23 protein-coding genes are annotated in these 26,181 nt (G+C 70.7%); 14 read left to right on the top strand and 9 right to left on the bottom strand.

The window, feature by feature from the left end; translation table 11 throughout:
- A complete protein-coding gene (gene clpX / locus HNO83_RS09820) occupies nucleotides 1-1,275 on the top strand; it encodes an ATP-dependent Clp protease ATP-binding subunit ClpX (protein WP_175337351.1) in 1,275 nt (424 codons plus the stop codon).
- Here the strand turns inward: clpX and HNO83_RS09815 are convergent.
- The gene (locus tag HNO83_RS09815; RefSeq protein ID WP_175337350.1) at nucleotides 1,232-2,539 is read right to left on the bottom strand and encodes an ion channel protein; all 1,308 of its coding nucleotides are present in this window, start codon (nucleotides 2,537-2,539) and stop codon (nucleotides 1,232-1,234) included. The two genes, clpX and HNO83_RS09815, sit on opposite strands and share 44 nt — an antisense overlap.
- A gap of 99 nt (nucleotides 2,540-2,638) precedes the next feature.
- Complete coding sequence (locus HNO83_RS09810; RefSeq protein ID WP_175337349.1) at nucleotides 2,639-4,678, bottom strand: M3 family metallopeptidase; 2,040 nt, start codon at nucleotides 4,676-4,678, stop codon at nucleotides 2,639-2,641.
- Nucleotides 4,679-4,785: 107 nt separating this feature from the next.
- Between HNO83_RS09810 and HNO83_RS09805 the strand changes: the two genes are divergently transcribed.
- The 3 genes from HNO83_RS09805 to HNO83_RS09795 are packed head-to-tail and all read left to right on the top strand — an operon-like array spanning nucleotide 4,786 to nucleotide 6,916.
- Complete coding sequence (locus HNO83_RS09805) at nucleotides 4,786-5,481, top strand: ArsR/SmtB family transcription factor (RefSeq protein ID WP_175337348.1); 696 nt, start codon at nucleotides 4,786-4,788, stop codon at nucleotides 5,479-5,481.
- Nucleotides 5,481-6,734 (top strand): MFS transporter, encoded by a 1,254-nt coding sequence (locus HNO83_RS09800; RefSeq protein ID WP_175337347.1) that lies wholly within the window; start codon nucleotides 5,481-5,483, stop codon nucleotides 6,732-6,734. Before HNO83_RS09805 ends, HNO83_RS09800 begins: the two co-directional genes overlap by 1 nt.
- Nucleotides 6,731-6,916, top strand: a complete 186-nt coding sequence (locus HNO83_RS09795) for a hypothetical protein (RefSeq protein WP_175337346.1) — start codon at nucleotides 6,731-6,733, stop codon at nucleotides 6,914-6,916. Before HNO83_RS09800 ends, HNO83_RS09795 begins: the two co-directional genes overlap by 4 nt.
- Before the next feature lie 105 nt (nucleotides 6,917-7,021).
- On the opposite strand, the gene HNO83_RS09790 is transcribed toward HNO83_RS09795, so the two are convergent.
- From HNO83_RS09790 to HNO83_RS09770, 5 genes are all read right to left on the bottom strand, one after another.
- Nucleotides 7,022-7,291 carry a hypothetical protein gene (locus tag HNO83_RS09790; protein WP_175337345.1) on the bottom strand — a complete coding sequence of 90 codons (270 nt, stop codon included), beginning with the start codon at nucleotides 7,289-7,291 and terminating at the stop codon, nucleotides 7,022-7,024.
- A complete protein-coding gene (locus tag HNO83_RS09785) occupies nucleotides 7,291-7,764 on the bottom strand; it encodes a GNAT family N-acetyltransferase (RefSeq protein ID WP_175337344.1) in 474 nt (157 codons plus the stop codon). Before HNO83_RS09785 ends, HNO83_RS09790 begins: the two co-directional genes overlap by 1 nt.
- Nucleotides 7,765-7,834: 70 nt before the next feature.
- Nucleotides 7,835-8,281 carry a GNAT family N-acetyltransferase gene (locus HNO83_RS09780; RefSeq protein WP_175337343.1) on the bottom strand — a complete coding sequence of 149 codons (447 nt, stop codon included), beginning with the start codon at nucleotides 8,279-8,281 and terminating at the stop codon, nucleotides 7,835-7,837.
- The gene (gene valS, locus HNO83_RS09775; RefSeq protein ID WP_175337342.1) at nucleotides 8,278-10,899 is read right to left on the bottom strand and encodes a valine--tRNA ligase; all 2,622 of its coding nucleotides are present in this window, start codon (nucleotides 10,897-10,899) and stop codon (nucleotides 8,278-8,280) included. Before valS ends, HNO83_RS09780 begins: the two co-directional genes overlap by 4 nt.
- A 94-nt stretch (nucleotides 10,900-10,993) precedes the next feature.
- Nucleotides 10,994-12,316 (bottom strand): MFS transporter, encoded by a 1,323-nt coding sequence (locus HNO83_RS09770; RefSeq protein ID WP_175337341.1) that lies wholly within the window; start codon nucleotides 12,314-12,316, stop codon nucleotides 10,994-10,996.
- Between the two features lie 64 nt (nucleotides 12,317-12,380).
- Here HNO83_RS09770 and HNO83_RS09765 point away from each other — a divergent pair, with 64 nt between their 5' ends.
- The 5 genes from HNO83_RS09765 (at nucleotide 12,381) to ndk (ending at nucleotide 18,894) form a co-directional block, all read left to right on the top strand.
- On the top strand, nucleotides 12,381-12,998 hold the full coding sequence (locus tag HNO83_RS09765; protein ID WP_175337340.1) for a TetR/AcrR family transcriptional regulator: 618 nt from the start codon (nucleotides 12,381-12,383) through the stop codon (nucleotides 12,996-12,998).
- A 322-nt stretch (nucleotides 12,999-13,320) separates the two neighbouring features.
- Nucleotides 13,321-16,677, top strand: a complete 3,357-nt coding sequence (gene ileS / locus HNO83_RS09760) for an isoleucine--tRNA ligase (RefSeq protein WP_175337339.1) — start codon at nucleotides 13,321-13,323, stop codon at nucleotides 16,675-16,677.
- Nucleotides 16,674-18,041, top strand: a complete 1,368-nt coding sequence (locus HNO83_RS09755; RefSeq protein WP_175337338.1) for a bifunctional folylpolyglutamate synthase/dihydrofolate synthase — start codon at nucleotides 16,674-16,676, stop codon at nucleotides 18,039-18,041. Before ileS ends, HNO83_RS09755 begins: the two co-directional genes overlap by 4 nt.
- Entirely contained in the window at nucleotides 18,038-18,475 is a 438-nt protein-coding gene (locus tag HNO83_RS09750) for a DUF4233 domain-containing protein (RefSeq protein ID WP_349627119.1), read from the top strand. The genes HNO83_RS09755 and HNO83_RS09750 overlap by 4 nt, the downstream gene beginning before the upstream one ends.
- Nucleotides 18,472-18,894, top strand: coding sequence for a nucleoside-diphosphate kinase (gene ndk / locus HNO83_RS09745; RefSeq protein WP_175337336.1), 423 nt, complete (start codon nucleotides 18,472-18,474; stop codon nucleotides 18,892-18,894). The genes HNO83_RS09750 and ndk overlap by 4 nt, the downstream gene beginning before the upstream one ends.
- A gap of 67 nt (nucleotides 18,895-18,961) precedes the next feature.
- Here ndk and HNO83_RS09740 read toward each other — a convergent pair whose 3' ends face one another.
- Nucleotides 18,962-19,579: a vitamin K epoxide reductase family protein gene (locus tag HNO83_RS09740; RefSeq protein WP_175337335.1), complete on the bottom strand. Its 618-nt coding sequence runs from the start codon at nucleotides 19,577-19,579 to the stop codon at nucleotides 18,962-18,964.
- 309 nt (nucleotides 19,580-19,888) lie between these two features.
- On the opposite strand from HNO83_RS09740, the gene HNO83_RS09735 reads away from it, so the two are divergent.
- A complete protein-coding gene (locus tag HNO83_RS09735; protein ID WP_175337334.1) occupies nucleotides 19,889-22,456 on the top strand; it encodes an Rne/Rng family ribonuclease in 2,568 nt (855 codons plus the stop codon).
- 103 nt (nucleotides 22,457-22,559) lie between these two features.
- Here the strand turns inward: HNO83_RS09735 and HNO83_RS09730 are convergent, their stop codons facing one another.
- Entirely contained in the window at nucleotides 22,560-22,835 is a 276-nt protein-coding gene (locus HNO83_RS09730; protein ID WP_175337333.1) for a DUF4031 domain-containing protein, read from the bottom strand.
- Between the two features lie 256 nt (nucleotides 22,836-23,091).
- On the opposite strand from HNO83_RS09730, the gene rplU reads away from it, so the two are divergent.
- From rplU to proB, 4 genes are all read left to right on the top strand, one after another.
- Nucleotides 23,092-23,400: a 50S ribosomal protein L21 gene (gene rplU, locus HNO83_RS09725; RefSeq protein ID WP_175337332.1), complete on the top strand. Its 309-nt coding sequence runs from the start codon at nucleotides 23,092-23,094 to the stop codon at nucleotides 23,398-23,400.
- Between the two features lie 30 nt (nucleotides 23,401-23,430).
- Nucleotides 23,431-23,688: a 50S ribosomal protein L27 gene (rpmA, locus tag HNO83_RS09720; protein WP_175337331.1), complete on the top strand. Its 258-nt coding sequence runs from the start codon at nucleotides 23,431-23,433 to the stop codon at nucleotides 23,686-23,688.
- Between the two features lie 84 nt (nucleotides 23,689-23,772).
- Nucleotides 23,773-25,326: a GTPase ObgE gene (gene obgE, locus HNO83_RS09715; RefSeq protein WP_175337330.1), complete on the top strand. Its 1,554-nt coding sequence runs from the start codon at nucleotides 23,773-23,775 to the stop codon at nucleotides 25,324-25,326.
- The gene (gene proB / locus HNO83_RS09710; protein ID WP_175337329.1) at nucleotides 25,323-26,177 is read left to right on the top strand and encodes a glutamate 5-kinase; all 855 of its coding nucleotides are present in this window, start codon (nucleotides 25,323-25,325) and stop codon (nucleotides 26,175-26,177) included. The genes obgE and proB overlap by 4 nt, the downstream gene beginning before the upstream one ends.
- Nucleotides 26,178-26,181: the final 4 nt, after the last annotated feature.

Here is a 26,181-nt window from a genome sequence, read left to right as displayed (position 1 = left end):
ATGGCACGCATCGGGGAAAGCGCCGATCTGCTCAAGTGTTCCTTCTGTGGCAAGAGTCAGAAGCAGGTCCAGCAGCTCATCGCCGGTCCTGGCGTGTACATCTGCGACGAGTGCGTCGAGCTCTGCAACGAGATCATCGAGGAGCGACTCGCCGAGGCGGGCGAGGAGGCGTCGAGCGAGTTCGACCTGCCGAAGCCCAAGGAGATCTTCGGGTTCCTTGAGGAGTACGTGATCGGGCAGGAGCAGGCGAAGCGCTCCCTGGCCGTCGCGGTGTACAACCACTACAAGCGGGTCCGCGCCAAGCAGTCCATCACCTCGGCTGACACCATCGACGATGTCGAGATCGCGAAGTCGAACATCCTGCTCATCGGCCCGACCGGCTGCGGCAAGACCTACCTCGCGCAGACCCTGGCCCGCCGCCTCAACGTGCCGTTCGCCGTCGCCGACGCGACCGCGCTGACCGAGGCCGGCTACGTCGGCGAAGACGTCGAGAACATCCTGCTGAAGCTCATCCAGGCCGCCGACTACGACGTCAAGCGGGCCGAGACGGGCATCATCTACATCGACGAGGTCGACAAGATCGCCCGCAAGGCCGAGAACCCGTCGATCACGCGCGACGTGTCGGGCGAGGGTGTGCAGCAGGCTCTGCTCAAGATCCTGGAGGGCACGGTCGCCTCGGTCCCGCCGCAGGGCGGACGCAAGCACCCGCACCAGGAGTTCATCCAGATCGACACGACGAACGTGCTGTTCATCGTGGCCGGCGCCTTCGCCGGGCTGGAGGAGATCATCTCCTCCCGTGCGGGCAAGAAGGGCATCGGCTTCGGCGCCCCGCTGCACTCGAAGGGCGACGACATCAACCTCTTCAGCGAGGTGCTGCCGGAAGACCTGCACAAGTTCGGTCTGATCCCCGAGTTCATCGGCCGGCTTCCCGTCGTCACCACGGTCACGCCGCTCGACCAGGACGCTCTGATGCAGATCCTGACCGAGCCGAAGAACGCGCTGGTGCGCCAGTATCAGCGCATGTTCGAGCTCGACGGCGTGCAGCTGGAGTTCGACCACGCCGCCCTCGAGGCGATCGCCGACCTCGCGGTGCTGCGCAAGACCGGCGCCCGTGGCCTGCGCGCGATCATGGAGGAGGTGCTCGGCCCGATCATGTTCGAGGTGCCGTCCAGCTCCGAAGTCGCACGTGTGGTCGTCACCAAGGAGGCCGTGCTCGAGAACGCGGCGCCGACTATCGTCCCGCACCGCCCGCGGCGCGAGGAGAAGTCGGCGTAACCGACGGCGCCGGCGTGATCAGCATCTCCGGCGCCCGGGTCACCATGAGCCACGCCGGAAGCACGGCGAGGCACAGGATGGGCAGCACTAGCAGGTTCGCGGTGACCGCTACCCCGACGAAAATGGCGATCCAGCCGTCCCGCGTGACCGCGAGCGTGATGCCGAGCACGGCGGACGCGACCGCGACCTGCACGGGGATGCCGGGCACCAGCGCCGCGGCGAGCGTGCCGAGAGCCGCGCCGATGAAGACCGACGGGAACACGCGGCCGCCGCGGAACCCCGCGCTCGCGGCGACGAGCAGCGCGACGAACTTCACCGCCGTGATCAGCGCCAGCTGACCGGGCGAGTAGTCGGCGCGGTCCTGCACCAGCTCGCCCATCTGCTGCAGCCCCTTGAACAGGGTGATCGGGCCGCCGATCGCCCCCACGAGGCCGAGCACGATACCGCCGGCGAGGGTGATGAGCAGTGGATGCCGCAGCGCGTGGAACAGCCGGTGCACCAGCGGGAACAGCGCCGCCGCCGCGATGCCGATCGCGGTCGAGACGGAGGCGATGACGAGCGCCGCCAGCAGATCCCAGCCCGTGATCGTGGTGTACGCGGGCATCGGGATGGCGAAGTGCGGATGCGCGAGCAGCGTCATCGTGAGCGAACCGGCCGCCGCCGACACCAGCGGCAGGAACAGCTTGTCCCAGAGCGCGCCTCCGCCGCGCACGGACGCGACGATGCCCGTGAAGACCAGCGCCGCGGCCACCGGCGTGCCGAAGAGGGCGCCGATCGTCCCGGAGGCGGCCATGAGCATGACGATCTGCGCGGGCACCGCCTTCCACAGCCTCCCGACCAGGGTGACCAGGATGCTGATGTTGATCGCGATGATCGGGTTCTCCGGGCCCAGGCTCACGCCGCCGGCGAGTCCCAGGATGGCGGCCAGCGCCAGCGACGGCACCACGCCGATGCGCAGCGGGGCGGCGACGAGCTCCGTGGTGGCCGAGTCGGGACCCGCGTGACCGGGCACCAGCCACACGGTGAGCCCGACCGCGAAGCCGGTGACCGTCAGGACGAGGAAGATCCACCAGCCGGAGGACGGGTCGATGCCGAGGGCGTGGGGGAGCGCCGTCCACACGCCGTCCTCGATCAGGCCGGCCAGCTCGTCCACCGCCCACAGCGTCAGCGCGCTGATCACGCCGATGACGACGGCCGGGATGCTGAGCAGCGCGAGGCTGCGTGCGGTGGGCGCCGGCAGCTCCTGTTGACCGGTCGACGACATCCTGACCCCCTCCCGCGGTTGCGCTCAGAGTAGGGCGCGGCGGTCGGCGGCGGCTAGCCTTCGATCCTCACCCCGCCGGGCAGGCGGGCGCGGAGCGCGTCAGCGGTCGAGGCCGCGGCGCTTCAGCAGCGGCTCGAGCTGCGCGTCGCGCCCGCGGAAGTCGCGGTAGGCCTCCAGCGGGTCCTTCGAGCCGCCGACGCCGAGCAGCCGCGACCGGAAGCGGTCGCCGTTCTCGCGCGTCAGACCGCCGTTCTCGCGGAACCACTCGACCGTGTCCGCGTCCAGCACCTCGCTCCAGATGTAGGAGTAGTAGCCGGCGTCGTACCCGCCCGAGAAGGTGTGCGCGAAGTATGTGCTGGCGTAGCGCGGCCGCACGGCCGGGTTGTCGAGCCCCACGCGAGCGAGCGCGGCGGCCTCGAACGCGGCGACGTCGTCGACCGTGTCGTCGGCCGCGATGCGGTGCCACTCCTGGTCGAGGAGGGCCGCGGCGAGGTACTCGCTGGTCGCGAAGCCCTCGTTGAACGACTCGGCGGCGTGCAGCTTGTCGACGAGCTCCTGCGGCATCCGCTCAGCCGTGACGTGGTGGACGGCGTAGTTCTCCAGGATCTCGGGCCACAGCATCCACATCTCGTTGACCTGGCTCGGGAACTCGACGAAGTCGCGGAAGACGTTGGTGCCCGCGAACTTCGGGTACGTCACCCGGGCGAACAGGCCGTGGAGGGCGTGGCCGAACTCGTGGAACAGCGTGTTGGTCTCGTCGTAGGTGAGCAGCGTCGGCTCGCCGGCGGCGGGCTTCGGCACGTTGAGGTTGTTGACCACGACCGTCGGGTAGCCGAGCAGGTCGGACTGCGAGATCAGCGGGTTCATCCACGCGCCGCCGCGCTTGGAGTCGCGCGTGTACAGGTCGAGGATGTAGAGCCCGAGCTCGGAGCCGTCCTCGTTGCGCACCTCGAAGACGCGGGCGTCTGGGTGGTACGCGACGAGGTCCGGACGCTCGGTGAAGGTGATGCCGTAGAGCCGGGTCGCGGCGTAGAAGACGCCGTCGTGCAGTACGCGCTCGGCCTCGAAGTAGGGCCGCATTGCGGCGAAGTCGACGTCGAACTTCTCGGCGCGCACGGCGCAGGTCAGGTGCGCCCAGTCCCACGCCTCGACCGTCTGGCCTTCGGGCATCAGGCGCTGCAGGTCGGCCTGCTCGGCGCGTGCGTTGCGCGCGGCGGCGGGCGCCAGGCGGCCGAGCATGTCGGCCACCGCCTCCGGGGTGCGGGCGGTCTGGTCGGCCGTCACATAGGCCGCATGGGTGTCGAACCCGAGCAGTCGCGCGCGCTCGGCCCGGAGGCGGGTGATCTCCAGCACCAGGTCGCGCGTGTCGTGCTCGCCGCCGTGCGTGCCACGGGCGCGGGAGGCCGTCATGATGCGCTCGCGCGACGTGCGGTCGGTGAGGTCGGCCAGCCAGGGGTGGCCGGTCGGCAGGACGAGGGTGACGACGTACTTGCCGTCGAGCCCGCGGTCGGCGGCGGCCTGCGCGGCGGCGGAGAGCTCGCCCTCGCCGAGGCCGGCCAGCTCCTCGGCCGTGTCGAACACGACGGCGAGCTCGTTCGTGTCGGCGAGCAGGTTCTTCTCGAACCGCGTGGTCAGGGTCGACAGGCGCTGGTTGTACTCGCGCAGGCGCTCCTTGTCCGCGTCGTCGAGGCCGGCTCCGGCGAGCGTGAACTCGGTGTGATAGCGCTCGACGAGGTAGCGGGACTCGGCGTCGAGGTCGAGCTCGTCGAGCCGCGCGTGCAGGTCGGCGATGCGTGCGGAGAGGGCGGGGTTCAGCCGGATGGCGTCCTGGTGGGCGGCGAGCCGCGGTGCGATTTCTTCCTCCAGCGCGTTGGTGAAGTCGGTGCTGTCGGAGGAGCTCTTGTTGAAGAACACCTCGGCGACGCGCTGCAGGAGCTGGCCGGAGCGCTCCAGCGGCAGCATCGTGTTCTCGAAGGTGGCCGGCTCCTCGGTGCGGACGATCGCGTCCACCTCGGCCAGCTGCTCCTCCATGCCCCGCTCGAACGCGGGGAGGTAGTGCTCGTCGCGGATCTCGGCGAACGGCGGCAGCTGGTAGGGGAGCGTGCTCGGGGTGAAGAACGGATTCGCGGTGTCGGCCATTGCTCCAGCCTAGACACCGCGGCCGCGCGGGAGCAAAGGAAACGTTGCAAACAAATCAATGCAAAGAACTGCTTGCAAAGAAGTCTTTGCATTGCTACCGTGTGACCATGAGCGACGACCGTCCCGACGAGACCCCGGCAGACCCTGCGGGCACCGCGAACCCATCCGAGCCCGGCGTGGCCGGCGGGAGGAACCCGTTCGAGGACGCGCTCGGCATGCCCGCCCTCCGGGCGCTGGCCCACCCGCTGCGCGTCGAGATCATGAACGAGCTGTCCGACTTCGGCCCCGCCACCGCCAGCATGCTCGCCGAGCGGCTGGGGGAGTCGAGCGGCGCCACCAGCTACCACCTCCGCCAGCTCGCCCGGCACGACATCATCGTCGAGGACACCGAGCGGGGCTCGGGGCGCGAGCGCTGGTGGCGCATGGCGCCCGGCGGCGTGACCATCGGCTCGCCCGAGACGCTCGGCACTCCGGCCGGCCGCGAGGCGAACGAGCTGATCTCGCTCGGCTGGCAGCAGAACAACGAGCGCCGGCTCGCGGCCTTCCTCCGCCGCGGGCTCGACACGTTCGGCTTCGACTGGATGGAGTCCAGCACGCTCTCCACCTCGCACCTCGAGGTGACGCGCGAGCAGCTGGCCGAGTTCGGCCGCGAGTACTACGCGCTGCAGGACCGCCTGAAGGCGAAGTGGAAGGCGGAGTCGGAGTCGGAGCCGGAGTCGGCCAGCGAGACGGACGCCGCCGAGCGCAAGCGCGTGCAGGTCCAGTTCAACGCGTTCCCGCTGGTGGAGCAGGAGGACCGCTGATGCCCTCCGCCACCCGCGAACCGCTCGGCGCCGGGTTCTCCCGGCTCTGGACGGCCGCGATCGCCAGCAACCTCGCCGACGGCATCGGCCGCACGGCGGTGCCGCTGATCGCGACGACGCTGACCCGCGACCCGGCCCTCATCGCCGGGCTCAGCGCCGTGACGTTTCTGCCGTGGCTGTTCTTCGGCATCCCGGCCGGCATCCTGCTCGACCGGGTCGACCGGCGCATCGCGATGGCGGTGGCGAACTCGCTGCGCTTCGCGGTCGCCGCGGTCGTCGCGCTGCTGATCACGACCGGCGAGCTGACCATCTGGTCGCTCTACGCCTGCGTGCTGGCGTTCGGGCTCGGCGAGACGGTGTTCGACAACGCGACCACCACCGTCGTCCCGGCGCTGGTCGGCCGCGGTCAGCTGGACCGCGCGAACGGGCGGATGCAGTCGGCCGAGATCACCATCCAGAACTTCATCGCCACCCCGCTCGCCGGCTTCCTGTTCGCGGCCGCGATCGTGCTCCCGGTCTGGCTGACCGGCGCCGGCTTCCTCGTGGCGGGGCTGCTGGCGCTCAGCATCCCGGCCGCCGCCGCCCACGCCCACCGGGCCGGCACCGCGGGGGAGTCCGCGCCGAGGCCGCCGCTTTCGGCCGTCATCCGGTTCCTCTGGAACGACCGCTTCCTGCGGTGGATGATCCTGCTCACGTCCTTCACGGCATCGGCGCTGGCGTTCGCCCAGGGCAGCGTCGTGCTGCTCCTGCTGCAGACCTTCCACGTCCCGGCCGCGCTGGTCGGAGTGGTGACGGCCGCCATCGGTGTCGGCGCTCTGGTCGGTGCGCTGGTGTCGAGCCGGTTCGTCGAGCGGTTCGGCCGCGGGCGGGTGATGTTCTGGGCGATCCTGGTCAGCGGGGTCGGCATCCTGGGCGTCGGCCTCACCGGCAACGTCGTCATCGCCATCGGCTCGTACGCATTCGGCGCGTTCGGCGTGGCCGTCTGGAACGTGCCGTGGGGCGCGCTCCGTCAGGCCGTCATCCCGAGCGACATGCTCGGCCGCGCACTCGGCATCGTCCGCACCATCGGCTGGGGGCTCACCCCGATCGCCACCGTCCTGGGCGGCTTCGTCGCCCGCATCGACCTCCGGCTGCCGTTCGTCATCGGCGGCGGGCTGGTGGTCGTGGCGACGCTCGTCGCGTCGCGTCTCATCCTCTCCGCGTCGGCCCAGACACCGGTCGAAGCGCCCGTTCCGGAAGGACAACCGTCATGACCGCCGTCCTCGTCTCCACGTACCGTCCGCTCACGCACCGCGTCGCGCTCCGCCTCGGCCGCGCGCTGACCGCGTGGGGTGCCCGTCCGCTCGCTCGGGAGCTGCACCACGCCGAGCGCGTCGCGCTGGTCGAGCGCACCCGTCACGACGCCACGCGCGCCCTCCCGCAGCTGCCGCGCTGATCATCCTTGGGGCGCAACACGCCGCCGGCGCGCACGCCAAACGGCGTGTTGCGACCCATCGTTCGTGTTCGCCAGGCGAACGCGCGGCGTGTCGGGGGCGGGGGCCTACGGCTCCTCGTCGTAGTCGGAGGCCTCCACCTCGACCGGCTGCGTGATCGTCGCGGAGTCCTCGGCCTGGTTGTAGCGGATCTCGGTGCCGTCGTCGAGCGTGACGACCGGCTTCCCCTCGAGCCAGGTCAGCGTCCAGCTCCAGCCGGCGGTCTCGACATCGGTGGCGACGAGCTCCTCCTCGACCGTGCGGACGGCGTACGACACGACCTCCGGCAGGGCGGAGGGCGACTCGTCGCCGACCGCCCAGCGCGTCCCGAGCTGCATCAGGCGCGGCCCGCCTCGACGGGGGCGGACGCCAGGTCGATCTCGTAGGTGACCCACGAGGTGCGGCTGGCGAGGGCGTCGTAGAGCTTCTGCGCCGTGGCGTTGTCCTGAGCGGTGATCCACTGCACGACGCCCAGTCCGCGCTCCTCGGCGAGGGCGCGGGCCTTCTGGATGAGGGCGGAGCCGACACCCTTGCCGCGCTCCTCCTCGACGACGAACAGGTCGTCGAGGAACAGCCCGCGGTCGCCCTCGAGCGGCCGGGCGAACTCGCGCACGTGGGCGAGGCCGACGATGCGGTCGCCGTCGACGGCGATGTAGCCGTCCTCCTCGTGCTCCGGGTCGGTCAGCCAGGACCAGAGCACGAGCGCCTTCTGGTCGGTGAGCTCGGTCTCGTAGAACCGGGCGTACTCGGCGTACACATCGAGCCAGGCGAAGAAATCGCCGTCCCTGACCGGTCGAACCTCGATCGACATGGATTCCTCCGTTCGCTGTGCGCGCCCGGACGTGCTCACCGGGCGTGTTCCGACCATATCGCGGTCGGGTTCAGGGGACGAGGTCGTACGTGACCCACTTGGTCTTCTCCGCGAACCTGTCGTACAGGCGGCGGGCCGTCTCGTTGTCCTTGGCCGTGATCCAGCGGACGACCGAGAGGCCGCGCTCCTTGGCGTGCTCGCGGACGGCCTCCAGCAGCGCGGCGCCGGCACCGGCGCCGCGGGCGTCGGGGCTGACGAACAGATCGTCGAGGTACAGGCCCTTGCTGCCGTCGAGGGGGCGGACGAACTCGCGCACGTGCGCCAGGCCGACAGGCGTGTCCTCCTCGTCGACGGCGAAGTACGCCTCCAGCTCGTTGTCCGGGTCGGAGATCCAGCTCCAGACCAGCAGCGCCTTCTCGTCCGTCACCGGGCTCTCGTAGAAGTCGCCGTAGCCTGCGTACAGGTCGAGCCAGGTGAAGAACTCGTTGTCCCGCACCGGTCGCACGGTCACCGTCATCTTTCCTCCTCGCTCGGGGCTGTGGCGAGCAGAATATCGGTCACAGAGAGCTCGTCGGCGGAGGCGAAGCGGAGGTCCGCGATTCTGCCCACCGAGCGGAGGTCGCCCGCGGCCGACTCGACGGCCGCGATCTCGTCCGCCGGACCGGCGATGACCGCCGAGTCGACGGGGGTGCGCTGCGACGCCTTCGCGGCGGTCTTGGCGCCGCGGATGCCGGTCAGCGCGCGTCCGACGATCGCCAGCACGGCGCGGTCGGCGCTCCAGTCCTGCGCGACCTCGTCGGCGGCCGGCCACGCGGCGTGGTGCACGGACCCGGTCTCCGACCAGCTCCACGCCTCCTCGGCCGCGAACGGCAGCACCGGGGCGAACAGGCGAAGGAACGCCGAGAGGGCCACGCGCAGGGCGACCACCGCGGAGGCCTGCTCCGCCGTGGCCTCGCCGTAGGCGCGCTCCTTCACGAGCTCCAGGTAGTCGTCGCAGAACGTCCAGAAGAACGTCTCCGCCGTCTCCAGGGCCCGGGCGTGGTCGTAGTTCTCGAGCGCGGCGGTGGCGTCGGCCACCACGTCCGCCAGGTTCTGCAGCATGCTGCGGTCGAGCGGGCTCGTCACCTGCGCGAGGTCGAGGGAGGCGGGCGCCTCGAAGCCGAGGATGAACTTGGCCGCGTTGAGCAGCTTGATCGCGAGCCGGCGCCCGATCTTGATCTGGGTCGGGTTCTGCGGGTCGAACGCCGCGTCGGTGCCCAGACGGCTGGACGCCGCCCAGTAGCGCACGGCGTCGGAGCCGTGCCGCTCCAGGATGTCGGCCGGGGTCACGACGTTGCCCTTCGACTTCGACATCTTCTTGCGGTCGGGGTCGACGATGAAGCCGGACAGGGCCGCGTTCCGCCACGGCGCGACGTCGCTCTCGAGCTTGGCGCGCAGCAGGGTGGAGAACAGCCAGGTGCGGATGATGTCCTGCCCCTGCGGGCGCAGGTCGAACGGGAAGACGGCGTCGAAGAGCTCATCGTCCCGCATCCACCCGCCCGCGAGCTGCGGGGTGAGGGAGGACGTCATCCACGTGTCCATCACGTCGTGCTCGCCCACGAAGCCGCCGGCCTGGCCGCGCTGCGCCTCGTCGTAGCCGGGCGCCGGGTCGGACGACGGGTCGACCGGGAGCTGCTCCTGCGCGGGCAGGATCGGCTGGTCGAAGACGGGGTTGCCGTCGCCGTCGAGTGGGTACCAGACCGGGATCGGCACGCCGAAGAAGCGCTGGCGCGAGATCAGCCAGTCGCCGGTGAGGCCGTTCACCCAGTTCTCGTAGCGCACGCGCATGAAGTCGGGGTGCCAGTCGATCTCGCGGCCGAGTTCGATGAGCCGCTCGCGCAGCTCCTCGTCGCGGGCGCCGTTCTTGACGTACCACTGGCGGGTCGAGACGATCTCGAGCGGGCGGTCGCCCTTCTCGAAGAACTTCACCGGGTGCTGGATGGGCTTCGGCTCGCCGATCAGGTCGCCGGAGGCGCGCAGCAGCTCCACCACGGTCTGCTTCGCCGAGAACACGGTCTTGCCGGCGAGCTGGGCGTAGGCCTCGCGGCCGGCCTCCGAGGCGATGGCCTCCGGCGGCTCGGGCAGGATGCGGCCGTCGAAGCCGATGATCGCGCGGTTCGGGAGGTCGAGCTCGCGCCACCAGGTGACGTCGGTGATGTCGCCGAAGGTGCAGATCATGGCGATGCCCGATCCCTTGTCCGGCTGCGCCAGGTGGTGCGCCACGACGGGCACTTCGACGTCGAACAGCGGGGTGCGGACGGTGGTGCCGAACAGCGGCTGGTACCGCTCGTCGTCGGGGTGCGCCACGAGCGCCACGCAGGCGGGCAGCAGCTCCGGGCGCGTGGTCTCGATGTAGACCGGGCCGCCCTCGCCGTGGAAGGCGACGCGGTGGTAGGCGGAGGGCTGCTCGCGGTCCTCCAGCTCGGCCTGGGCGACCGCGGTGCGGAAGGTGATGTCCCACAGCGTCGGCGCGAGCGCCTGGTACGCCTCGCCGCGCTCGATGTTGCGCAGGAACGCCAGCTGGGAGGTGCGGATGGAGTCGCGCCCGATCGTGCGGTACGTCTGCGACCAGTCCACCGAGAGGCCGAGGGTGCGCCAGAGCGCCTCGAACTGCTTCTCGTCCTCCTCGGTCAGCCGCTCGCACAGCTCGATGAAGTTGCGGCGCGAGATCGGCTTCTGATCGGCCGCCTTCGTGCTCTTGTTGTCGCCGCCCTCGAACGGAGGGGTGAAGTCCGGGTCGTAGGGGAGCGACGGGTCGCAGCGCACGCCGTAGTAGTTCTGGACGCGGCGCTCGGTCGGCAGACCGTTGTCGTCCCAGCCCATGGGGTAGAACACATTCCGCCCGCTCATCCGCTGGAAGCGCGCGATCACGTCGGTGTGCGTGTAGCTGAAGACGTGGCCGATGTGCAGCGAGCCGGACGCCGTGGGCGGCGGGGTGTCGATCGAGTAGACACCGTCGCGGCCGGCGGCGAGCGCGGCCTCCCGATCGAACCGGAAGGTGCCGTCGCTCTGCCAGCGGTCACCCCATTTGGCCTCCAGCCCTTCCAGCGCGGGCTTCGCCGGCACTCGGTCGGCTGGCACGTTCGGCGTGCTCATAGGGGTCCTCCGATTCGATATGTGCGGCACCGTGTCCTCGGGGTGCCTGAGTGTGGGATCCCTACAAGACTACCGAACGCGCCCGACCGCTCGCTCAGACCTCGTCGACGATCGGCGTCCTCCGGGCGGCGAACAGGGCCGCCACCAGGGTGATCGCCGACATGACCGCGAGCACGATTCCCGGGTGCCACCACGCGTTGCCGGTGGCCTGGCCGAAGATCAGCGTCAGCGCCGGGACGAACGAGGTCAGCAGCGCCGCGATGCTGTACGCGACCGACAGTCCGCTGTAGCGCACGTCGCTCGGGAACAGGTCGGACATCAGCCCGCCGAGGGCGGCCCATGACAGGGTCGGCAGGATGCCGCCGATGATCATGGAGGCGACCAGGATCCCGAAGTTCGCGTGCTGCAGCAGGAAGTACATCGGGAAGGCGACGAGCAGGGTGCCGACCGCGCCGATCGCGACGACCTTCGCCGACCCGATCCTGGCGGCCCAGGCACCGAACAGTGGGATGGTGACCAGCTGCAGCAGGCCGCCGATGGTGGTCGCGATCAGCAGGTCCTGGTACTTGAAGCCCAGCACGGCCGTGCCGTAGTCGACCATGTAGGTGTTCATGAGCGAGTAGGAGCCGATGCCGAGGATGGCCGCGCCGATCCCGATCACGAAGCCGGTCGGGGCCTTGCGGAAGACGTCGAGCACCGGGAAGCGGTCGCGCGTCCCGGTCTCCAGCAGCTTGCGGAACACCGGGGTCTCGTCGATCGACCAGCGCAGGTAGAGCGAGACCAGCAGCAGCGGGAACGCCGTGAGGAACGGGATGCGCCAGCCCCACGCGGCGAGGTCGGCCTGCGACATGCTGACCGTGAGGACGATGAAGACGACGGCGCTCAGGATGGAGCCGACCGGCGAGCCGAGCTGGGGGAGCGCCGCGTAGAAGCCGCGCTTCTTCGGGTTGGCGTACTCGGTCGCGAGCAGGATCGATCCGCCCCACTCGCCGCCCACCGAGAAGCCCTGCAGCAGGCGCAGCAGCACGATCGCGATCGCGCCGAACCATCCCGCCGCCGCGTAGGTCGGCAGCACGCCGACGAGCCCGGTGCTCAGGCCCATGATCAGGATGGTGATCAGCAGGGTCGGGCGGCGCCCGATCCGGTCGCCCAGGTTGCCGAACACGATCGCGCCGATCGGGCGGATGACGAAGCCGGCGGCGATCGCGAGGAACCCGGCCAGGGCCCCGCCGAACGCGCCGAGCGGCGCGAAGAACAGCGGGCCGACGAAGAACGCGGCGAAGTACGCGTAGAGGTAGAAGTCGTACGACTCGAGCGCGGTGCCGACGAACGACGCGATGGTGACGCGGCGCGCGGTGCCCGGGGTGATCCCTGGGCGATCGGTCTCGCTGCGGACGGGAGCGGTGGTGGTAGTCACGGGTGTCCTTCTGAACGGTAGAATCTGGACCGGGTCCAATAATGGCACGGAAGGGGAACGCAGGATGGCGCTCGCGCATTCCGCCCGCCCCGCCGGCGCCGGCCGGCCGCGCTCCTCGTCCCGCGGGATGATCGCCGAGGCCGCCGCCGAACTGTTCCTGGAGCAGACCTACACCGGCACCACCGTCGACGACATCGCCCGCCGCGCCGGGGTCAGCCGGGCCACCTTCTTCAACTACTTCGGCGCCAAGAGCGACCTGCTGTGGCTGGAAGTCGACGAGGCGCTCGCCGCGTTCGACGACACACTCGCGGCCGCGGCCGCCGACGCCGCCCCGATGGACGCCGTGCTCGATGCGCTCACCCGCCTCGCCGACGCGTTCGGGCCCGACCGGCTCCCGCTCGCGGTGACCCAGGTGGAGCTGATGGGCACGGATGCGGAGCTGCAGGCCTCCGCGCTTCCCCGTTTCCTGGCGCTGGTGCGCCGGCTGGAGGCGTTCATCGCGCGGCGCGCGGGCCTGCCGTCGGAGGCGCTCCTGCCGCGGGCCGCCGCCACCGCGGTCGTCGGCGCCGCCGTCTCGGCCGCCGCGGCCTGGGCGCGCGCCGGCGTCCGCCGCGGCCCGCTCACCCCGCTCGTGCGCGCCGCCGTCGCCCCCGTCTGTGCGGGCTACGCCCCCTTCCTCTGACGCGACTGCGGCCTCCCGTCACGTCTGCGGGTGCGCGCGCAGCCGCAGACGTTTCGCGGGGCCGCAGTCGCGCGGAGACGGACGAGAGGGGCTCCGGACGCGATAGGATGGAGGCACAGACTGTGATCCGGGTATCGCCGGGGAGTCTTCGGAAGAACGGCGCGAGAGCGCTCAGTAGAACCGAACGGGGCCGGCCCGTCACAGCCGAAGAAGGAGAGGCCCTCCCCGGCGACGGCGGCGGAGCGGGCAAGCGGGGTGGTACCGCGACGGGCGCGAGAGCGTCCGGCGTCCTCGTGCAGCACGTGAACCTGCCAGGAGAGAGATGCCGTACCCCAAGTCCGCGGACGATGCCGAGCGCGACCAGCGCCCCGAGGTCACCCCGTCGCCGGTGTTCCCCGAGATCGAGACCGATGTCCTGAGGTTCTGGGACGAGGACGGGACCTTCCGCGCCTCCATCGACAACCGCGACGGCGCCGAGGAGTGGGTCTTCTACGACGGCCCGCCGTTCGCCAACGGCCTCCCGCACTACGGCCACTTGCTGACCGGTTACGCCAAGGACGTCTTCCCGCGCTTCCAGACCATGCGCGGCAAGAAGGTGGAGCGGCGCTTCGGCTGGGACACGCACGGCCTGCCCGCAGAGCTGGAGGCGGAGCGGCAGCTCGGCATCACCGACAAGAGCCAGATCGAGGAGATGGGCCTCGCCGCCTTCAACCAGGCCGCGAAGGACTCCGTGCTCCGCTACACCCGCGAGTGGCGCGAGTACGTCACCCGCCAGGCGCGCTGGGTCGACTTCGACAACGACTACAAGACGCTCGACACCACCTATATGGAGTCGGTGATCTGGGCGTTCAAGCAGCTGCACGAGAAGGGCCTCGCCTACGAGGGCTACCGCGTGCTGCCGTACTGCTGGCGCGACCAGACGCCGCTGTCCAACCACGAGCTGCGGATGGACGACGACGTCTACAAGATGCGTCAGGACCAGACGGTCACCGTCACGTTCCCGCTCGTCGGCGAGAAGGCGGAGGTGCTGGGGCTCACCGGCGTCCGGGCGCTGGCCTGGACCACGACGCCCTGGACGCTGCCCACGAACCTGGCGCTCGCGGTCGGTCCCGACATCGAGTACGCGGTCGTGCCGTCGGGCCCGAACGGCGCCGCCGACTCCTACGGCGACCCCGACCAGCAGGTTCTCAGCGGCCGTTACCTGATCGCGCAGAGCCTCCTCGGCAACTACGCCAAGGACCTCGGCTACGACTCACCGGCCGACGCCCTCGCGGCCGTCACCGGCACGCTCCTCGGCTCCGAGCTGGAGGGCGTGGAGTACGACCGGCTCTGGGACTACTACGCCGACACCGAGAAGTGGGGCACGCAGAACGCGTGGCGCATCCTCGTCGACGACTACGTCACCGTCGAGGACGGCACGGGCATCGTGCACCAGGCGCCGGCCTACGGCGAGGACGACCAGCGCGTCACCGAGAAGGCCGGCATCCCGGTCATCATCTCGGTGGACGACGGCGGCCGCTTCCTGCCCGACGTCGCCGACGTCGCAGGCATGCAGGTGTTCGACGCGAACAAGCCGCTCACCCGCATGCTGAAAGAGGAGGGGCGCCTCCTCCGCCAGGCGAGCTACGAGCACTCATACCCGCACTGCTGGCGCTGCCGCAACCCGCTGATCTACAAGGCGGTGTCCAGCTGGTTCGTGCGCGTGACCGACTTCCGCGACCGGATGGGCGAGCTCAACCAGGAGATCACCTGGGTGCCGGAGAACGTCAAGGACGGCCAGTTCGGCAAGTGGCTGGCCGGCGCCCGCGACTGGTCGGTCTCCCGCAACCGCTACTTCGGCTCGCCGATCCCGGTGTGGAAGAGCGACGACCCGGCGTACCCGCGCGTCGACGTCTACGGGTCGCTGGAGGAGCTGGAGCGCGACTTCGGCCGCCTGCCGCTGAACGCCGTGGGGGAGCCGGACCTGCACCGTCCCTTCATCGACGAGCTGACCCGGCCGAACCCGGACGACCCGACCGGCCGATCCACTATGCGCCGCATCCCGGACGTGCTGGACGTCTGGTTCGACTCCGGCTCGATGCCGTTCGCCCAGGTGCACTACCCGTTCGAGAACCGGGACTGGTTCGACAGCCACAACCCCGCCGACTTCATCGTCGAGTACATCGGGCAGACCCGCGGCTGGTTCTACCTGCTGCACACGCTCGCGACGGCTCTGTTCGACCGGCCCGCGTTCAAGAACGTGATCAGCCACGGCATCGTGCTGGGCAGCGACGGGCAGAAGATGTCGAAGTCGCTGCGCAACTACCCGGATGTGAACGAGGTGTTCGACCGGGACGGGTCGGACGCGATGCGCTGGTTCCTGATGTCGAGCCCCGTGCTGCGCGGCGGCAACCTCGTGGTGACCGAGGAGGGCATCCGCGAGGGCGTCCGTCAGGTGCTGCTCCCGCTGTGGAACACCTGGTACTTCTTCTCGCTGTACGCCAACGCGACGGGGTACGAGGCGAAGCGCTCGACCGCGTCCACCGATGTGCTCGACCGCTACCTGCTCGCCAAGACGCGTGACCTGGTGGAGGCCGTGACGGCCGACCTGGACGGGCTGGACTCCACCCTCGCCGCCGCCAAGCTGCGCGACTTCGCCGACGTGCTCACGAACTGGTACGTGCGCCGCTCGCGCGACCGGTTCTGGGAGGGCGTGGACGAGTCCGGCAACGGCTCCGAGGCCTTCGACACGCTGTACACGGTGCTGGAGACGCTCACCCGCGTCGCCGCCCCGCTCCTGCCGCTCGTGACCGAGCGAATCTGGAAGGACCTCACCGGCGGCCGCTCCGTGCACCTCACGGACTGGCCGGAGGCGGCGGAGTTCCCGGCGGACGACGCCCTGGTGGACGCGATGGACCGCATCCGCGCCATCAGTTCCACCGCGCTGTCGCTGCGAAAGCAGGCCGGGCGCCGCGTGCGGCTGCCGCTCGCCACCCTCACGGTGGTCGCCGAGAACGCGGAGGCACTGCGGCCGTTCGAGGGCATCCTGCGCGACGAGCTCAACGTGAAGGCGGTCGAGCTGGTGGAGCTGCAGGACGACAGCGCCGCCCGGTACGGCATCACCAGCAGGCTGACCGTCAACGCGCGCGCCGCGGGCCCGCGTCTGGGCAAGCAGGTGCAGCAGGTCATCCAGGCGGCGCGCGCCGGCGACTGGGCGGAGGCCGACGGCGTCGTCACGGTCGGCGGCATCGAGCTGGCCGCGGGGGAGTACGACCTCGTGCTCGAGACCGCCTCCGGCGGCGACGACTCGTCCGCGCTCGCGCTGCTCGCCGGCGGCGGGTTCGTGCTGCTCGACACCGCGACCACGCCGGAGCTGGAGGCAGAGGGCCTCGCCCGCGACGTCATCCGCGCCGTGCAGGACACCCGCAAGGCGGCAGGGCTCGAGGTGAGCGATCGCATCCACCTGCACCTCTCGTTCGAGAGCCCGGAGGACGCGGAATCGCTCGGCCTCGCCGCCGACGTCGACATCGCCGCCGAGACATTGGCTCTAGCCGTGCGGCTCTCCGGCGCGGGAGCATCATCGGGGGATGGTTCCGGCTTCCGGCAGGAGTTCGGCGCCGGGCAGTTCGCGAACGCCGGCGCGTTCACCGTCGGCGTGACCAAGGTGGACCCGGAGCAGGAGACGGAGGCGGCGTCGTGACCGACGAGGACGACTACCGGGAGCGGGCGGACGAGGTCTACCAGGCGCTCCTCGCTCGAGTCGGCGAGGGAGCGCCCGAGCGGCGGCTCGACGCCACCCGCCGCGCCGTGGAGCTGCTGGGCGACCCGCAGCGGGCGTACCCGATCATCCACGTGACCGGCACGAACGGGAAGACCTCGACGAGCCGCATCGCCGAGAGCCTGCTGCGCGCCTACGGTCTCCGGACGGGGCTGCTCACGAGCCCGCACCTGGTGCGCTTCAACGAGCGCATCGTCATCGACGGCGAGCCGATCGGCGACGAGGCGCTGGTGCGCAATTGGGAGGACATCAGCCCCTACCTGGAGATCGTGGACGCGGAGCTGGAAGAGGCGGGCAAGCCCCCGCTGACGTTCTTCGAGGCGCTGACGGCGCTCGCGTATGCCGCCTTCGCCGACGCTCCCGTCGACGTCGCCGTGATCGAGGTCGGCATGGGGGGTGAGTGGGACTCGACGAACGTCGGGGACGGCCAGGTCGCCGTGTTCACGCCGATCGCGCTCGACCACACCAAAGCGCTCGGCGACACCGTCGAGGAGATCGCGCGCACCAAATCCGGGATCGTCAAGCCGTCCGCCGACGTCGTGTCGTCGCGGCAGACGCCCGAGGCCGACCGCGTGCTGCGCGAGGCGGCCGAGCTGACGGAGTCGACCTTCGCGGAGCAGCCGGGCGACTTCGACGTCGCCTCGACGCGCGTCGCCGTCGGCGGCCAGCTCGTCACGATCCGCGGCCGGGCGGCGACCTACGAGGACGTCTTCCTGCCGCTGTACGGCGACCACCAGGCGCAGAACGCGGCCGTGGCGGTCGCCGCGGTGGAGACGTTCCTCGGCCGGGGTGCACAGCCGCTCAAGGCCGACCTGGTCGAGGAGGGGTTCGCCACCGCGACCTCGCCGGGGCGGCTGCAGCTGATCGGCATCGAGCCGAGCATCCTGGTGGACGCGGCGCACAACCCCGCGGGCGCCGAGACGCTCGCGGACGCGCTCCGCACCTACTTCGGCTTCGACGAGATCACCTTCGTCGTCGGCATCCTGAACGACAAGGATGCGCGCGGCGTCATCCGTGCGCTCGCCCCGGTGGCCACGCAGTTCTTCGTCACCCGGCCCGACTCCGAGCGCGCCCGCGAGGCGGAGGACTTCGGCGACCTGGTGCGCGAGGAGGTGGGCGACGAGGCGACGATCGTCTACTCCGACGCCGTCGACGCTCTGGAGGCGGCCCGGGAGTGGGCTGCTGAGGAGCCGCGCCGCGCGGTCGTCGTCGCCGGGAGCATCGTGCTCGTCGGCCAGGCGATGGCGTATGCCGACCAGCAGGAGTGGAAGCAGGCGGCCTCGTGACGGATGCCCCCGCGGGCCCGCACGGCGACGCGGACGACGCCGCCCCGGCCCGGGCCGGACGGCCGCGCCGTCAGCGCTCGCTGCGCGAGTCGCTCGGCTCGATCGTGCTCGGCTTCGAGCTGCTCGTCGTCTTCCTCGGCGCGCTGGTGCTGTTCGGGCTGCACTCGCTCCCGGCCGCCGTCGCGCTCGGCGGGGGAGCGGCGCTGATCGTGCTGATGGTCGTCGCGATCGCGCTGCTGCGGAACACCATCGGCGTGGTCCTCGGCTGGATCGTGCAGCTCGTGCTCGTCGCCGCCGGCCTCCTCGTGCCCGCCTTCTTCATCGTCGGCGCGATCTTCACCGCCATGTGGGCGTACTGCATGATCGCCGCCGCACGCATCGACCGCAACAATCAGGCCGCCCGTGCGGCCGACAACGGAACGGAGAACCCATGACCAGCGCCGTCGAAGAGACCCTCGTCCTCATCAAGCCCGACGGGGTCGCCCGCAGCCTGACCGGGGAGATCCTGCGCCGCCTCGAGGCGAAGGGCTACTCGCTCGTCGACCTGCGGATGCTGCAGGCCGACCGCGACCTGCTCGCGCAGCACTACGCCGAGCACGAGGGCAAGCCCTTTTACGAGCCTCTGGTGGAGTTCATGGAGTCCGGCCCGATCGTGGCGATCCGGCTCGCCGGGAACCGTGTCATCGAGGGCTTCCGCTCGCTCGCCGGCGCCACCGACCCGACCACCGCCGCGCCCGGCACCATCCGCGGCGACCTCGCCCGCGACTGGGGCCTCAAGGTGCAGCAGAACCTCGTGCACGGCTCCGACTCGCCCGAGTCCGCCCAGCGCGAGCTCGCCCTCTGGTTCGGCTGATCGCTCCGCGGTTCGTCAGGAATGCCGCCCGTTCGGACCGAACGGGCGGCATTCGCGACGAACGGGCTCAGACGAAGGCGCGGTGGATCCAGTCGAGCTGGATCTGCGCCAGCACCGCCACGATGGCGTAGCTGACGATCGTGATGAGCGGCACCCAGCTGTACAGGGTGCGGAAGAACCGCCTCGCCCGCTCCGGGACGGGGATGTTGCCCTCCTTGAGGTTGTAGAGGGTCACCGCCCAGAAGGTCGGGATCGTGACGGCCCAGGTGACCATGCACCACGGGCACAGCACGTTGAGCACGGTCAGCGAGGTCGTGATCAGGAAGATGACCAGCGCCAGCGCCAGCACCACGCCGACGTTGAAGGCGATCCAGTACCACCGGGCGAACCGCGCCCGGGTGGCGAAGAGCCCGACGCCGACCGCGATGGTCGCCGTCCAGCCCGCGAGACCCAGGATCGGGTTCGGGAAGCCCAGCAGGGAGCCCTGCCAGGAGTTCAGGTTCTTCGAGCACCCCACCAGCACCGAGAAGTTGCAGGAGAGCTGGGCGCCCGGGTCCTGCAGCAGGTGGAACTTGTCCACCGTGAGCATGAACGCGGCCCAGAACCCGATGGCTCCGGCGACGATGAGGAAGATGGCGAGTGCGGTCGGGCGGCGGTACGAGGCCTCGGCGGGACTGGCTGACACCCTCGGATTATGGCACGCTCCCTGCGTGTCGCCCTGGGAGGAGACCCGTCACCGCCTCGGCCCGTGCGATAATCTTTGCAGCAGTCGTCCCGGCCCAGGCCGGGAGCACCGACAGAAGGCTTGAGGGCGCCCGGAGCGCCCGGAAGAACTTCCGGCCCGCGTGGCCGGTCGAGAACATGAGCCGGATGCAGGCCGCGCCACGAGCCCGGAGGCATCCGAACAGGATTGAGGGAGGCGCCGCACGCGCCGCCTCCCGACGGAGAGTACCCGGTGAGCGGGGAACCGCACCGGTCGAGGAGTGCACCAGCGATGGTGGATAACGAGAACATCGACAACACGGACAACAACGAGACGGAAGCAGGAGGACGGAAGCGGAAGGGCCTCTTCGGCGCGCGACGCGTCGTCAGGAGGGGCTCGCCGGCGGACTCCGCCGACGTCTCCGAGACTCCCGCGGCACCGGCTGCGGAGGCCGGCTCGCACCAGGGCGACGCAGCAGGAGTGGACGCGCCCGAGGTGGACGCGGCCGAAGTGGACGCTGCAGAGGCCGGTGAGCAGGGCACGACCCCTGAGGCCGCCGCTCCCGCCGCGGGCGCAGCCCAGGCCGCGCACGAGCCGCCGGCGCTCCCCGAGCAGCACGGCGAGCCGGAGCCCCCGGCCGCCGGCGCCGCCGCGCCCGGCCTGCCGCCGACCACGCTGCTCTTCCAGGCGCCCGATGTGCTGCCGCTCCCGCCCCTCCCCGAGGACGACGAGGAGCCGGCCGGCGGTGTCCGCCGCCGCTCGCGCCGCCGCGCGGGGGAGTCGGGCCGCGATGGTGCCAACGACCCGGCCAACACGGTCGTGCGGGTGCGCACGCCACGCGAGCCGGAGCTCATCACGGAGCCGCAGAAGGTCAAGGGCTCCACCCGCCTCGAGGCCAAGAAGCAGCGCCGCCGCGACGGCCGCGATGCCGGGCGCCGCCGTCCGGTCATCACCGAGGCCGAGTTCCTCGCCCGCCGCGAGTCGGTCGACCGGCAGATGGTGGTGCGCTCGAAGGGCGGCCGCATCCAGCTCGGCGTGCTGGAGGACAAGGTCCTCGTCGAGCACTACGTGGCCCGTTCACAGGAGGCGTCGCTCATCGGCAACGTCTACCTCGGCCGGGTGCAGAACGTCCTCCCGAGCATGGAGGCCGCCTTCGTCGACATCGGACGTGGCCGCAACGCCGTCCTCTACTCCGGCGAGGTGGACTGGGACGCCGTCGAGACCGGCAACCAGCCGCGCCGCATCGAGCTCGCCCTGAAGGCGGGCGACCGCGTGCTCGTGCAGGTGACCAAGGACCCGGTGGGCCACAAGGGCGCCCGGCTGACCAGCCAGATCTCGCTGCCCGGCCGCTACCTCGTGTACGTGCCGAACGGCTCCATGAACGGCATCAGCCGCAAGCTCCCGGACACCGAGCGCTCGCGCCTGAAGAAGATCCTCAAGGAGGTGCTGCCGGAGAGCGCCGGCGTCATCGTCCGCACCGCCGCCGAGGGCGCGACCGAGGAGCAGCTGACGCTCGACGTCAACCGCCTCAAGGCGCAGTGGGCCGACATCAGCACCCGCGTCGAGTCGCAGCAGGCGCCCGCGCTCCTGCACAGCGAGCCGGACCTCCTGATCAAGATCATCCGCGACGTCTTCAACGAGGACTTCCAGAAGCTGGTCATCTCCGGAGACGACGCCCGTCAGACGATCGAGAACTACCTCCGCCAGGTCGCCCCCGACCTCCTCGACCGCGTCGAGGCCTACACGGGCGAGCGGGATGCCTTCGACGAGTACCGGATCACCGAGCAGATCGAGAAGGCGCTCGAGCGGAAGGTGTGGCTGCCCTCCGGCGGCTCGCTCGTCATCGACCGCACCGAGGCGATGACCGTGGTGGACGTCAACACCGGCAAGTTCGTCGGCTCCGGCGGCAACCTCGAGGAGACGGTCACCAAGAACAACCTCGAGGCCGCGGAGGAGATCGTCCGGCAGCTCCGCCTGCGCGACATCGGCGGCATCATCGTCGTCGACTTCATCGACATGGTCCTCGAGTCGAACCGCGATCTGGTGCTGCGCCGCCTGGTGGAGTGCCTCAGCCGCGACCGGACGAAGCACCAGGTGGCCGAGGTCACCTCGCTCGGTCTCGTGCAGATGACCCGCAAGAAGCTCGGCCTCGGCCTGCTGGAGACCTTCAGCGAGGCGTGCGAGGTGTGCGCCGGGCGCGGGGTCATCGTGCACCACGACCCCGTCGTGAAGCACCGCCAGCAGCAGCAGCCGCAGCAGAACGAGCGCCGGCGCGGCCGGGGCGGCAACGGCAGCGGGCCCGCGAACGGCAACGGGAACGGGAACGGGAACGGGAACGGCCACACCGGCACGCACGCCATCACCGACGACGCCAAGAACGCGCTCGCCAAGATCGCCGCCTCCACCATCCACCACGAGGAGGAGGCGAGGGCGCACGACGCCGACGCGTCCGCCGAGGCGACGGAGGTCAGCGTCGAGGAGGTGACGGTGACGGAGGTCACGGCCACCAAGAAGCGCCGCCGCAAGGGCAAGGGCGGGGCCGACCGGCAGCAGGCGCAGGAGGCGGCTCCGGCCGCCGAGGCGCCCGAGGAGGAGCCGGTGGCAGCCGAGGCTCCGGCCGCACCGGCGGCCGACGCCGAGCAGGAGGCGGAGACCGTGCTGCCGCTGCTCGACCTCCCTGAGCCTGCTGCCGTGCACGCGCCCGCGCCGCGTCCGTCGGCGGAGGAGACCGAGCACCTGCTCGATTCCGTGCTCGACGCGCTGCCCGCTCCGAAGGAGCCGGGTCAGGGCCGCAGCCGCAGCCGTCGCGCCAGCACCACCGTCATCGCGGGCGGGGAGCTCGCTCCCAAGTCCGAGTAGGGGCCTCGGCCGGCGGGCCCGGCCGCCCGGCATCGAGTGGTGAGTCGTCGGGGTTTTCCGCGCCGAGTGGAGCCGAGATGTCACCACTCGGCGCGGGCACCGGTCAATGGCGGCGGGTGCGGTCCTTCGCCCGCACGCGCAGACCGCTCGCGATGAGGCGCGAGACCAGCTCGTGGCCGGAGACGGGATGCGCCCCCGCGGCCACCAGCTCGTCGTAGCGGCGGTCGGGCACGTCGTAGTGGTCGAGATCGAACGCCCTGCGCTGCACCCCGTTGGCCTCGGCGAAGGCGTGCAGCTCGGCGAGCGACGCGTCGCTGACCAGGTGCGACCACAACATGCCGTGGGCCGGCCATGCCGGGGGATCGATCAGGACCGTCATAGAATGATTGTAGGAACCGGTCCCGCAGGCGGGATGGTTCGGTCCCGACACCCCCGCTGAATTGACGGTCGGTGGCGTGTCGGGTAAAGTTGACCGTTGGTGTGTGTCGGGCCCGACCCGAACCCCCATCATGGTTTTCTGAGAGCCGCCGGCAGCAGTAGCAGCCGGCCGGACTCATTTTCCAGAACAGTTGAAGAGCAGGACCAGGTCCGAAGGCTACGCCAGGAGCTGTTCCCCGATGAAAAGGTACTGACAAGTGGTTTACGCAGTTGTGCGCGCCGGTGGCCGGCAGGAGAAGGTCGAGGTCGGCACCATCGTGACGATGGACCGCATCAAGGCCGACAAGGACGGCAAGGTCGAGCTCGCGCCGGTGCTGCTGGTCGACGGCGACAAGATCACCTCCGACGCCAAGTCGCTCGCCAAGGTCACCGTGACGGCCGAGGTGCTGGGCGACCTGCGCGGCCCGAAGATCGTCATCCAGAAGTTCAAGAACAAGACCGGCTACAAGAAGCGCCAGGGCCACCGCCAGGAGCTCACCCGCGTCAAGATCACCGGCATCAAGTAGCCGACAGACCGTTCTCGAGGAGAAGAAGACATGGCACACAAAAAGGGAGCGAGCTCCACTCGCAACGGCCGCGACTCCAACGCGCAGCGCCTCGGCGTGAAGCGCTTCGGCGGCCAGACCGTCAACGCGGGTGAGATCCTGGTCCGCCAGCGCGGCACCCACTTCCACCCCGGCGTGAACGTCGGCCGTGGCGGCGACGACACGCTGTTCGCCCTCGCGGCGGGTGCGGTCGAGTTCGGCTCGAAGGGCGGCCGCAAGGTCGTCAACATCGTCGCTGCCGAGGCCTGAGCCTCAGCGCGAGCATCACCTTCCGGATGGGCGGGCTTCGGCCCGCCCATCCGCATTTCACCCCTCGGAACTAGGAGACACACCATGGCGACGTTCGTGGATCGCGTGACGTTGCATCTGCGCGCCGGAAACGGCGGCAACGGGTGCGTCTCGGTGCGCCGTGAGAAGTTCAAGCCGCTGGCCGGCCCTGACGGAGGGAACGGCGGCAACGGCGGCGACATCGTCCTGGTCGCCGACCCGCAGGTGACGACGCTGCTCGGCTACCACCGCCACCCGCACCGCGCGAGCGACAACGGCGGCTTCGGGATGGGCGACCACCGCAGCGGCCACACCGGCGAAGACCTCGAGCTGCCGGTTCCCGTCGGCACGGTCGTCAAGGACGCCGACGGCGTGGAGCTGGCCGACCTGACCGAACCCGGGATGCGCTTCGTCGCAGCCCCCGGCGGCATCGGCGGTCTCGGCAACGCCGCCCTGGCGAACCAGAAGCGCAAGGCGCCCGGCTTCGCCCTGCTGGGCACCCCCGGCTGGGAGGGCGACATCCGCCTCGAGTTGAAGACGGTCGCCGACATCGCGCTCGTCGGGTACCCGTCGGCGGGCAAGTCCAGCCTGATCGCCGCGCTCTCGGCTGCGAAGCCGAAGATCGCCGACTACCCGTTCACGACGCTGCACCCGAACCTCGGCGTCGTGCAGGCGGGCGACGTGCGCTACACGGTCGCCGACGTCCCCGGGCTGATCGAGGGCGCGAGCGAGGGGAAGGGCCTTGGCCTGGAGTTCCTCCGCCACGTCGAGCGCTGCTCCGCCCTGCTGCACGTGCTCGACTGCGCGACCCTGGAGCCGGGCCGCGACCCCCTCAGCGACCTCGAGGTCATCCTCGCGGAGCTCGCCGCCTACCCGGTGCCGGAGGGACAGCTGCCGCTGCTGGAGCGTCCGCAGCTCATCGCGCTCAACAAGATCGATGTGCCGGATGCCCGCGAGCTCGCCGACTTCGTCCGCCCGGAGCTCGAGCAGCGCGGCTACCGCGTCTTCGAAATCTCGACGGTCAGCCACGAGGGCCTGCGGCCGCTGTCGTTCGCCCTGGCCGAGATCGTGGAGACGGCCCGGAAGGAGCAGGCCGCGCTGGAGGAGTCCCGCCCGCGCATCGTCATCCGCCCGAAGGCCGTCGACGACTCCGGGTTCGTGGTCAAGGTCGAGGGCGGCACCGACGGCCCGGTCTACCGGATCCTCGGTGGGAAGCCGGAACGCTGGGTCGCGCAGACCGACTTCGCCAACGACGAGGCCGTGGGCTTCCTGGCCGACCGGCTGGCGAAGCTCGGCGTCGAGGACGAGCTGGTCCGTGCCGGAGCCGTGGCCGGATCCACGGTCGTCATCGGCCGGGACAACGGCGTCGTCTTCGATTGGGAGCCCACGCTCACCTCCACCGCCGAGCTGATCTCGTCGCCGCGCGGCAGCGACACGCGCCTGGACACCAACCAGCGTCCGACGCGCGCGCAGCGCCGCGAGGACTACTTCGACCGCATGGACGGCAAAGCCGCCGCGCGCGAGGAGCTGCTCCGCGAGCGCGAGGCCGGCCTCTGGCAGGACGACGACTACGACGAGAACGCCGCGCGCACGGCAGGCGGGGAGAGCAGCGAGGGATGACGATCGACGACCGCAGCCAGATCCCGTCCGCCCGGCGCATCGTCGTCAAGGTGGGCTCGTCCTCCATCAGCGGCGAGAACGCGGGACAGATCGGGCCGCTGGTCGACGCCCTCGCGGAGGCCCACGGGCGCGGGACGCAGGTCATCCTGGTGTCGTCCGGTGCGATCGCGACCGGCATCCCGTATCTCTCGCTCTCCGAGCGCCCCACCGACCTCGCGACCCAGCAGGCCGCCGCGGCGGTCGGCCAGAACGTGCTGATCTACCGGTACCAGGACAGCCTCGACCGCTATGAGATCGTCGCGGGCCAGGTGCTGCTCACCGCGGGCGACATGGAGAACCCGACCCACCGGAGCAACGCGAAGCGCGCGATGGAGCGGTTGCTCTCGCTGCGCATCCTGCCCATCGTCAACGAGAACGACACCGTGGCGACGCACGAGATCCGCTTCGGCGACAACGACCGGCTGGCCGCCCTCGTCGCCCTGCTGGTGGAGGCCGACCTCCTCGTGCTGCTGTCGGACGTCGACGCCCTGTACACCCGGCCGCCGCAGGAGCCGGGTGCGGAGCGTATCGAGCACGTCGGGTGGGACGACGAGCTGGAGGGGGTCGAGATCGGCACGACCGGGCTGTCCGGGGTCGGCACCGGGGGAGCGGTCACCAAGGTGTCCGCCGCCCGCCAGGCCGCGGAGCGCGGCACCGCCGTCGTGCTGACGTCGACGGCGCTCGTGTCGAACGCGCTGCGGGGCGAGCGGGTCGGGACGTGGTTCGCGCCCGCTCCGTCCACAGCGGAGCGCGCCTCCGGGCTTTCCACAGGTTCCGTCCCGTCCGCCACTCCTGGCACGGCCGCGTCCTAGAATC

Source organism: Leifsonia sp. C5G2, assembly GCF_013359685.1.
GTDB lineage: Bacteria > Actinomycetota > Actinomycetes > Actinomycetales > Microbacteriaceae > Leifsonia.
The sequence above is the reverse complement of the archived record's forward strand: the minus strand, read 5'-3'. Positions and strand labels throughout refer to the sequence as shown.

What these genes read in the sequence shown, in the direction of transcription:
- HNO83_RS09735 (WP_175337334.1), top strand. Translation starts at nt 19,889, where the DNA reads ATGGTGGATAACGAGAACATCGACAACACGGACAACAACGAGACGGAA.
- HNO83_RS09780 (WP_175337343.1), bottom strand. Translation starts at nt 8,281, where the DNA reads ATGACGGTGACCGTGCGACCGGTGCGGGACAACGAGTTCTTCACCTGG.
- HNO83_RS09765 (WP_175337340.1), top strand. Translation starts at nt 12,381, where the DNA reads ATGGCGCTCGCGCATTCCGCCCGCCCCGCCGGCGCCGGCCGGCCGCGC.
- ileS (WP_175337339.1), top strand. Translation starts at nt 13,321, where the DNA reads ATGCCGTACCCCAAGTCCGCGGACGATGCCGAGCGCGACCAGCGCCCC.
- HNO83_RS09810 (WP_175337349.1), bottom strand. Translation starts at nt 4,678, where the DNA reads ATGGCCGACACCGCGAATCCGTTCTTCACCCCGAGCACGCTCCCCTAC.
- proB (WP_175337329.1), top strand. Translation starts at nt 25,323, where the DNA reads ATGACGATCGACGACCGCAGCCAGATCCCGTCCGCCCGGCGCATCGTC.
- HNO83_RS09805 (WP_175337348.1), top strand. Translation starts at nt 4,786, where the DNA reads ATGAGCGACGACCGTCCCGACGAGACCCCGGCAGACCCTGCGGGCACC.
- rpmA (WP_175337331.1), top strand. Translation starts at nt 23,431, where the DNA reads ATGGCACACAAAAAGGGAGCGAGCTCCACTCGCAACGGCCGCGACTCC.
- obgE (WP_175337330.1), top strand. Translation starts at nt 23,773, where the DNA reads ATGGCGACGTTCGTGGATCGCGTGACGTTGCATCTGCGCGCCGGAAAC.
- HNO83_RS09730 (WP_175337333.1), bottom strand. Translation starts at nt 22,835, where the DNA reads ATGACGGTCCTGATCGATCCCCCGGCATGGCCGGCCCACGGCATGTTG.
- valS (WP_175337342.1), bottom strand. Translation starts at nt 10,899, where the DNA reads ATGAGCACGCCGAACGTGCCAGCCGACCGAGTGCCGGCGAAGCCCGCG.
- ndk (WP_175337336.1), top strand. Translation starts at nt 18,472, where the DNA reads ATGACCAGCGCCGTCGAAGAGACCCTCGTCCTCATCAAGCCCGACGGG.
- HNO83_RS09785 (WP_175337344.1), bottom strand. Translation starts at nt 7,764, where the DNA reads ATGTCGATCGAGGTTCGACCGGTCAGGGACGGCGATTTCTTCGCCTGG.
- HNO83_RS09800 (WP_175337347.1), top strand. Translation starts at nt 5,481, where the DNA reads ATGCCCTCCGCCACCCGCGAACCGCTCGGCGCCGGGTTCTCCCGGCTC.
- clpX (WP_175337351.1), top strand. Translation starts at nt 1, where the DNA reads ATGGCACGCATCGGGGAAAGCGCCGATCTGCTCAAGTGTTCCTTCTGT.
- HNO83_RS09790 (WP_175337345.1), bottom strand. Translation starts at nt 7,291, where the DNA reads ATGCAGCTCGGGACGCGCTGGGCGGTCGGCGACGAGTCGCCCTCCGCC.
- HNO83_RS09815 (WP_175337350.1), bottom strand. Translation starts at nt 2,539, where the DNA reads ATGTCGTCGACCGGTCAACAGGAGCTGCCGGCGCCCACCGCACGCAGC.
- HNO83_RS09795 (WP_175337346.1), top strand. Translation starts at nt 6,731, where the DNA reads ATGACCGCCGTCCTCGTCTCCACGTACCGTCCGCTCACGCACCGCGTC.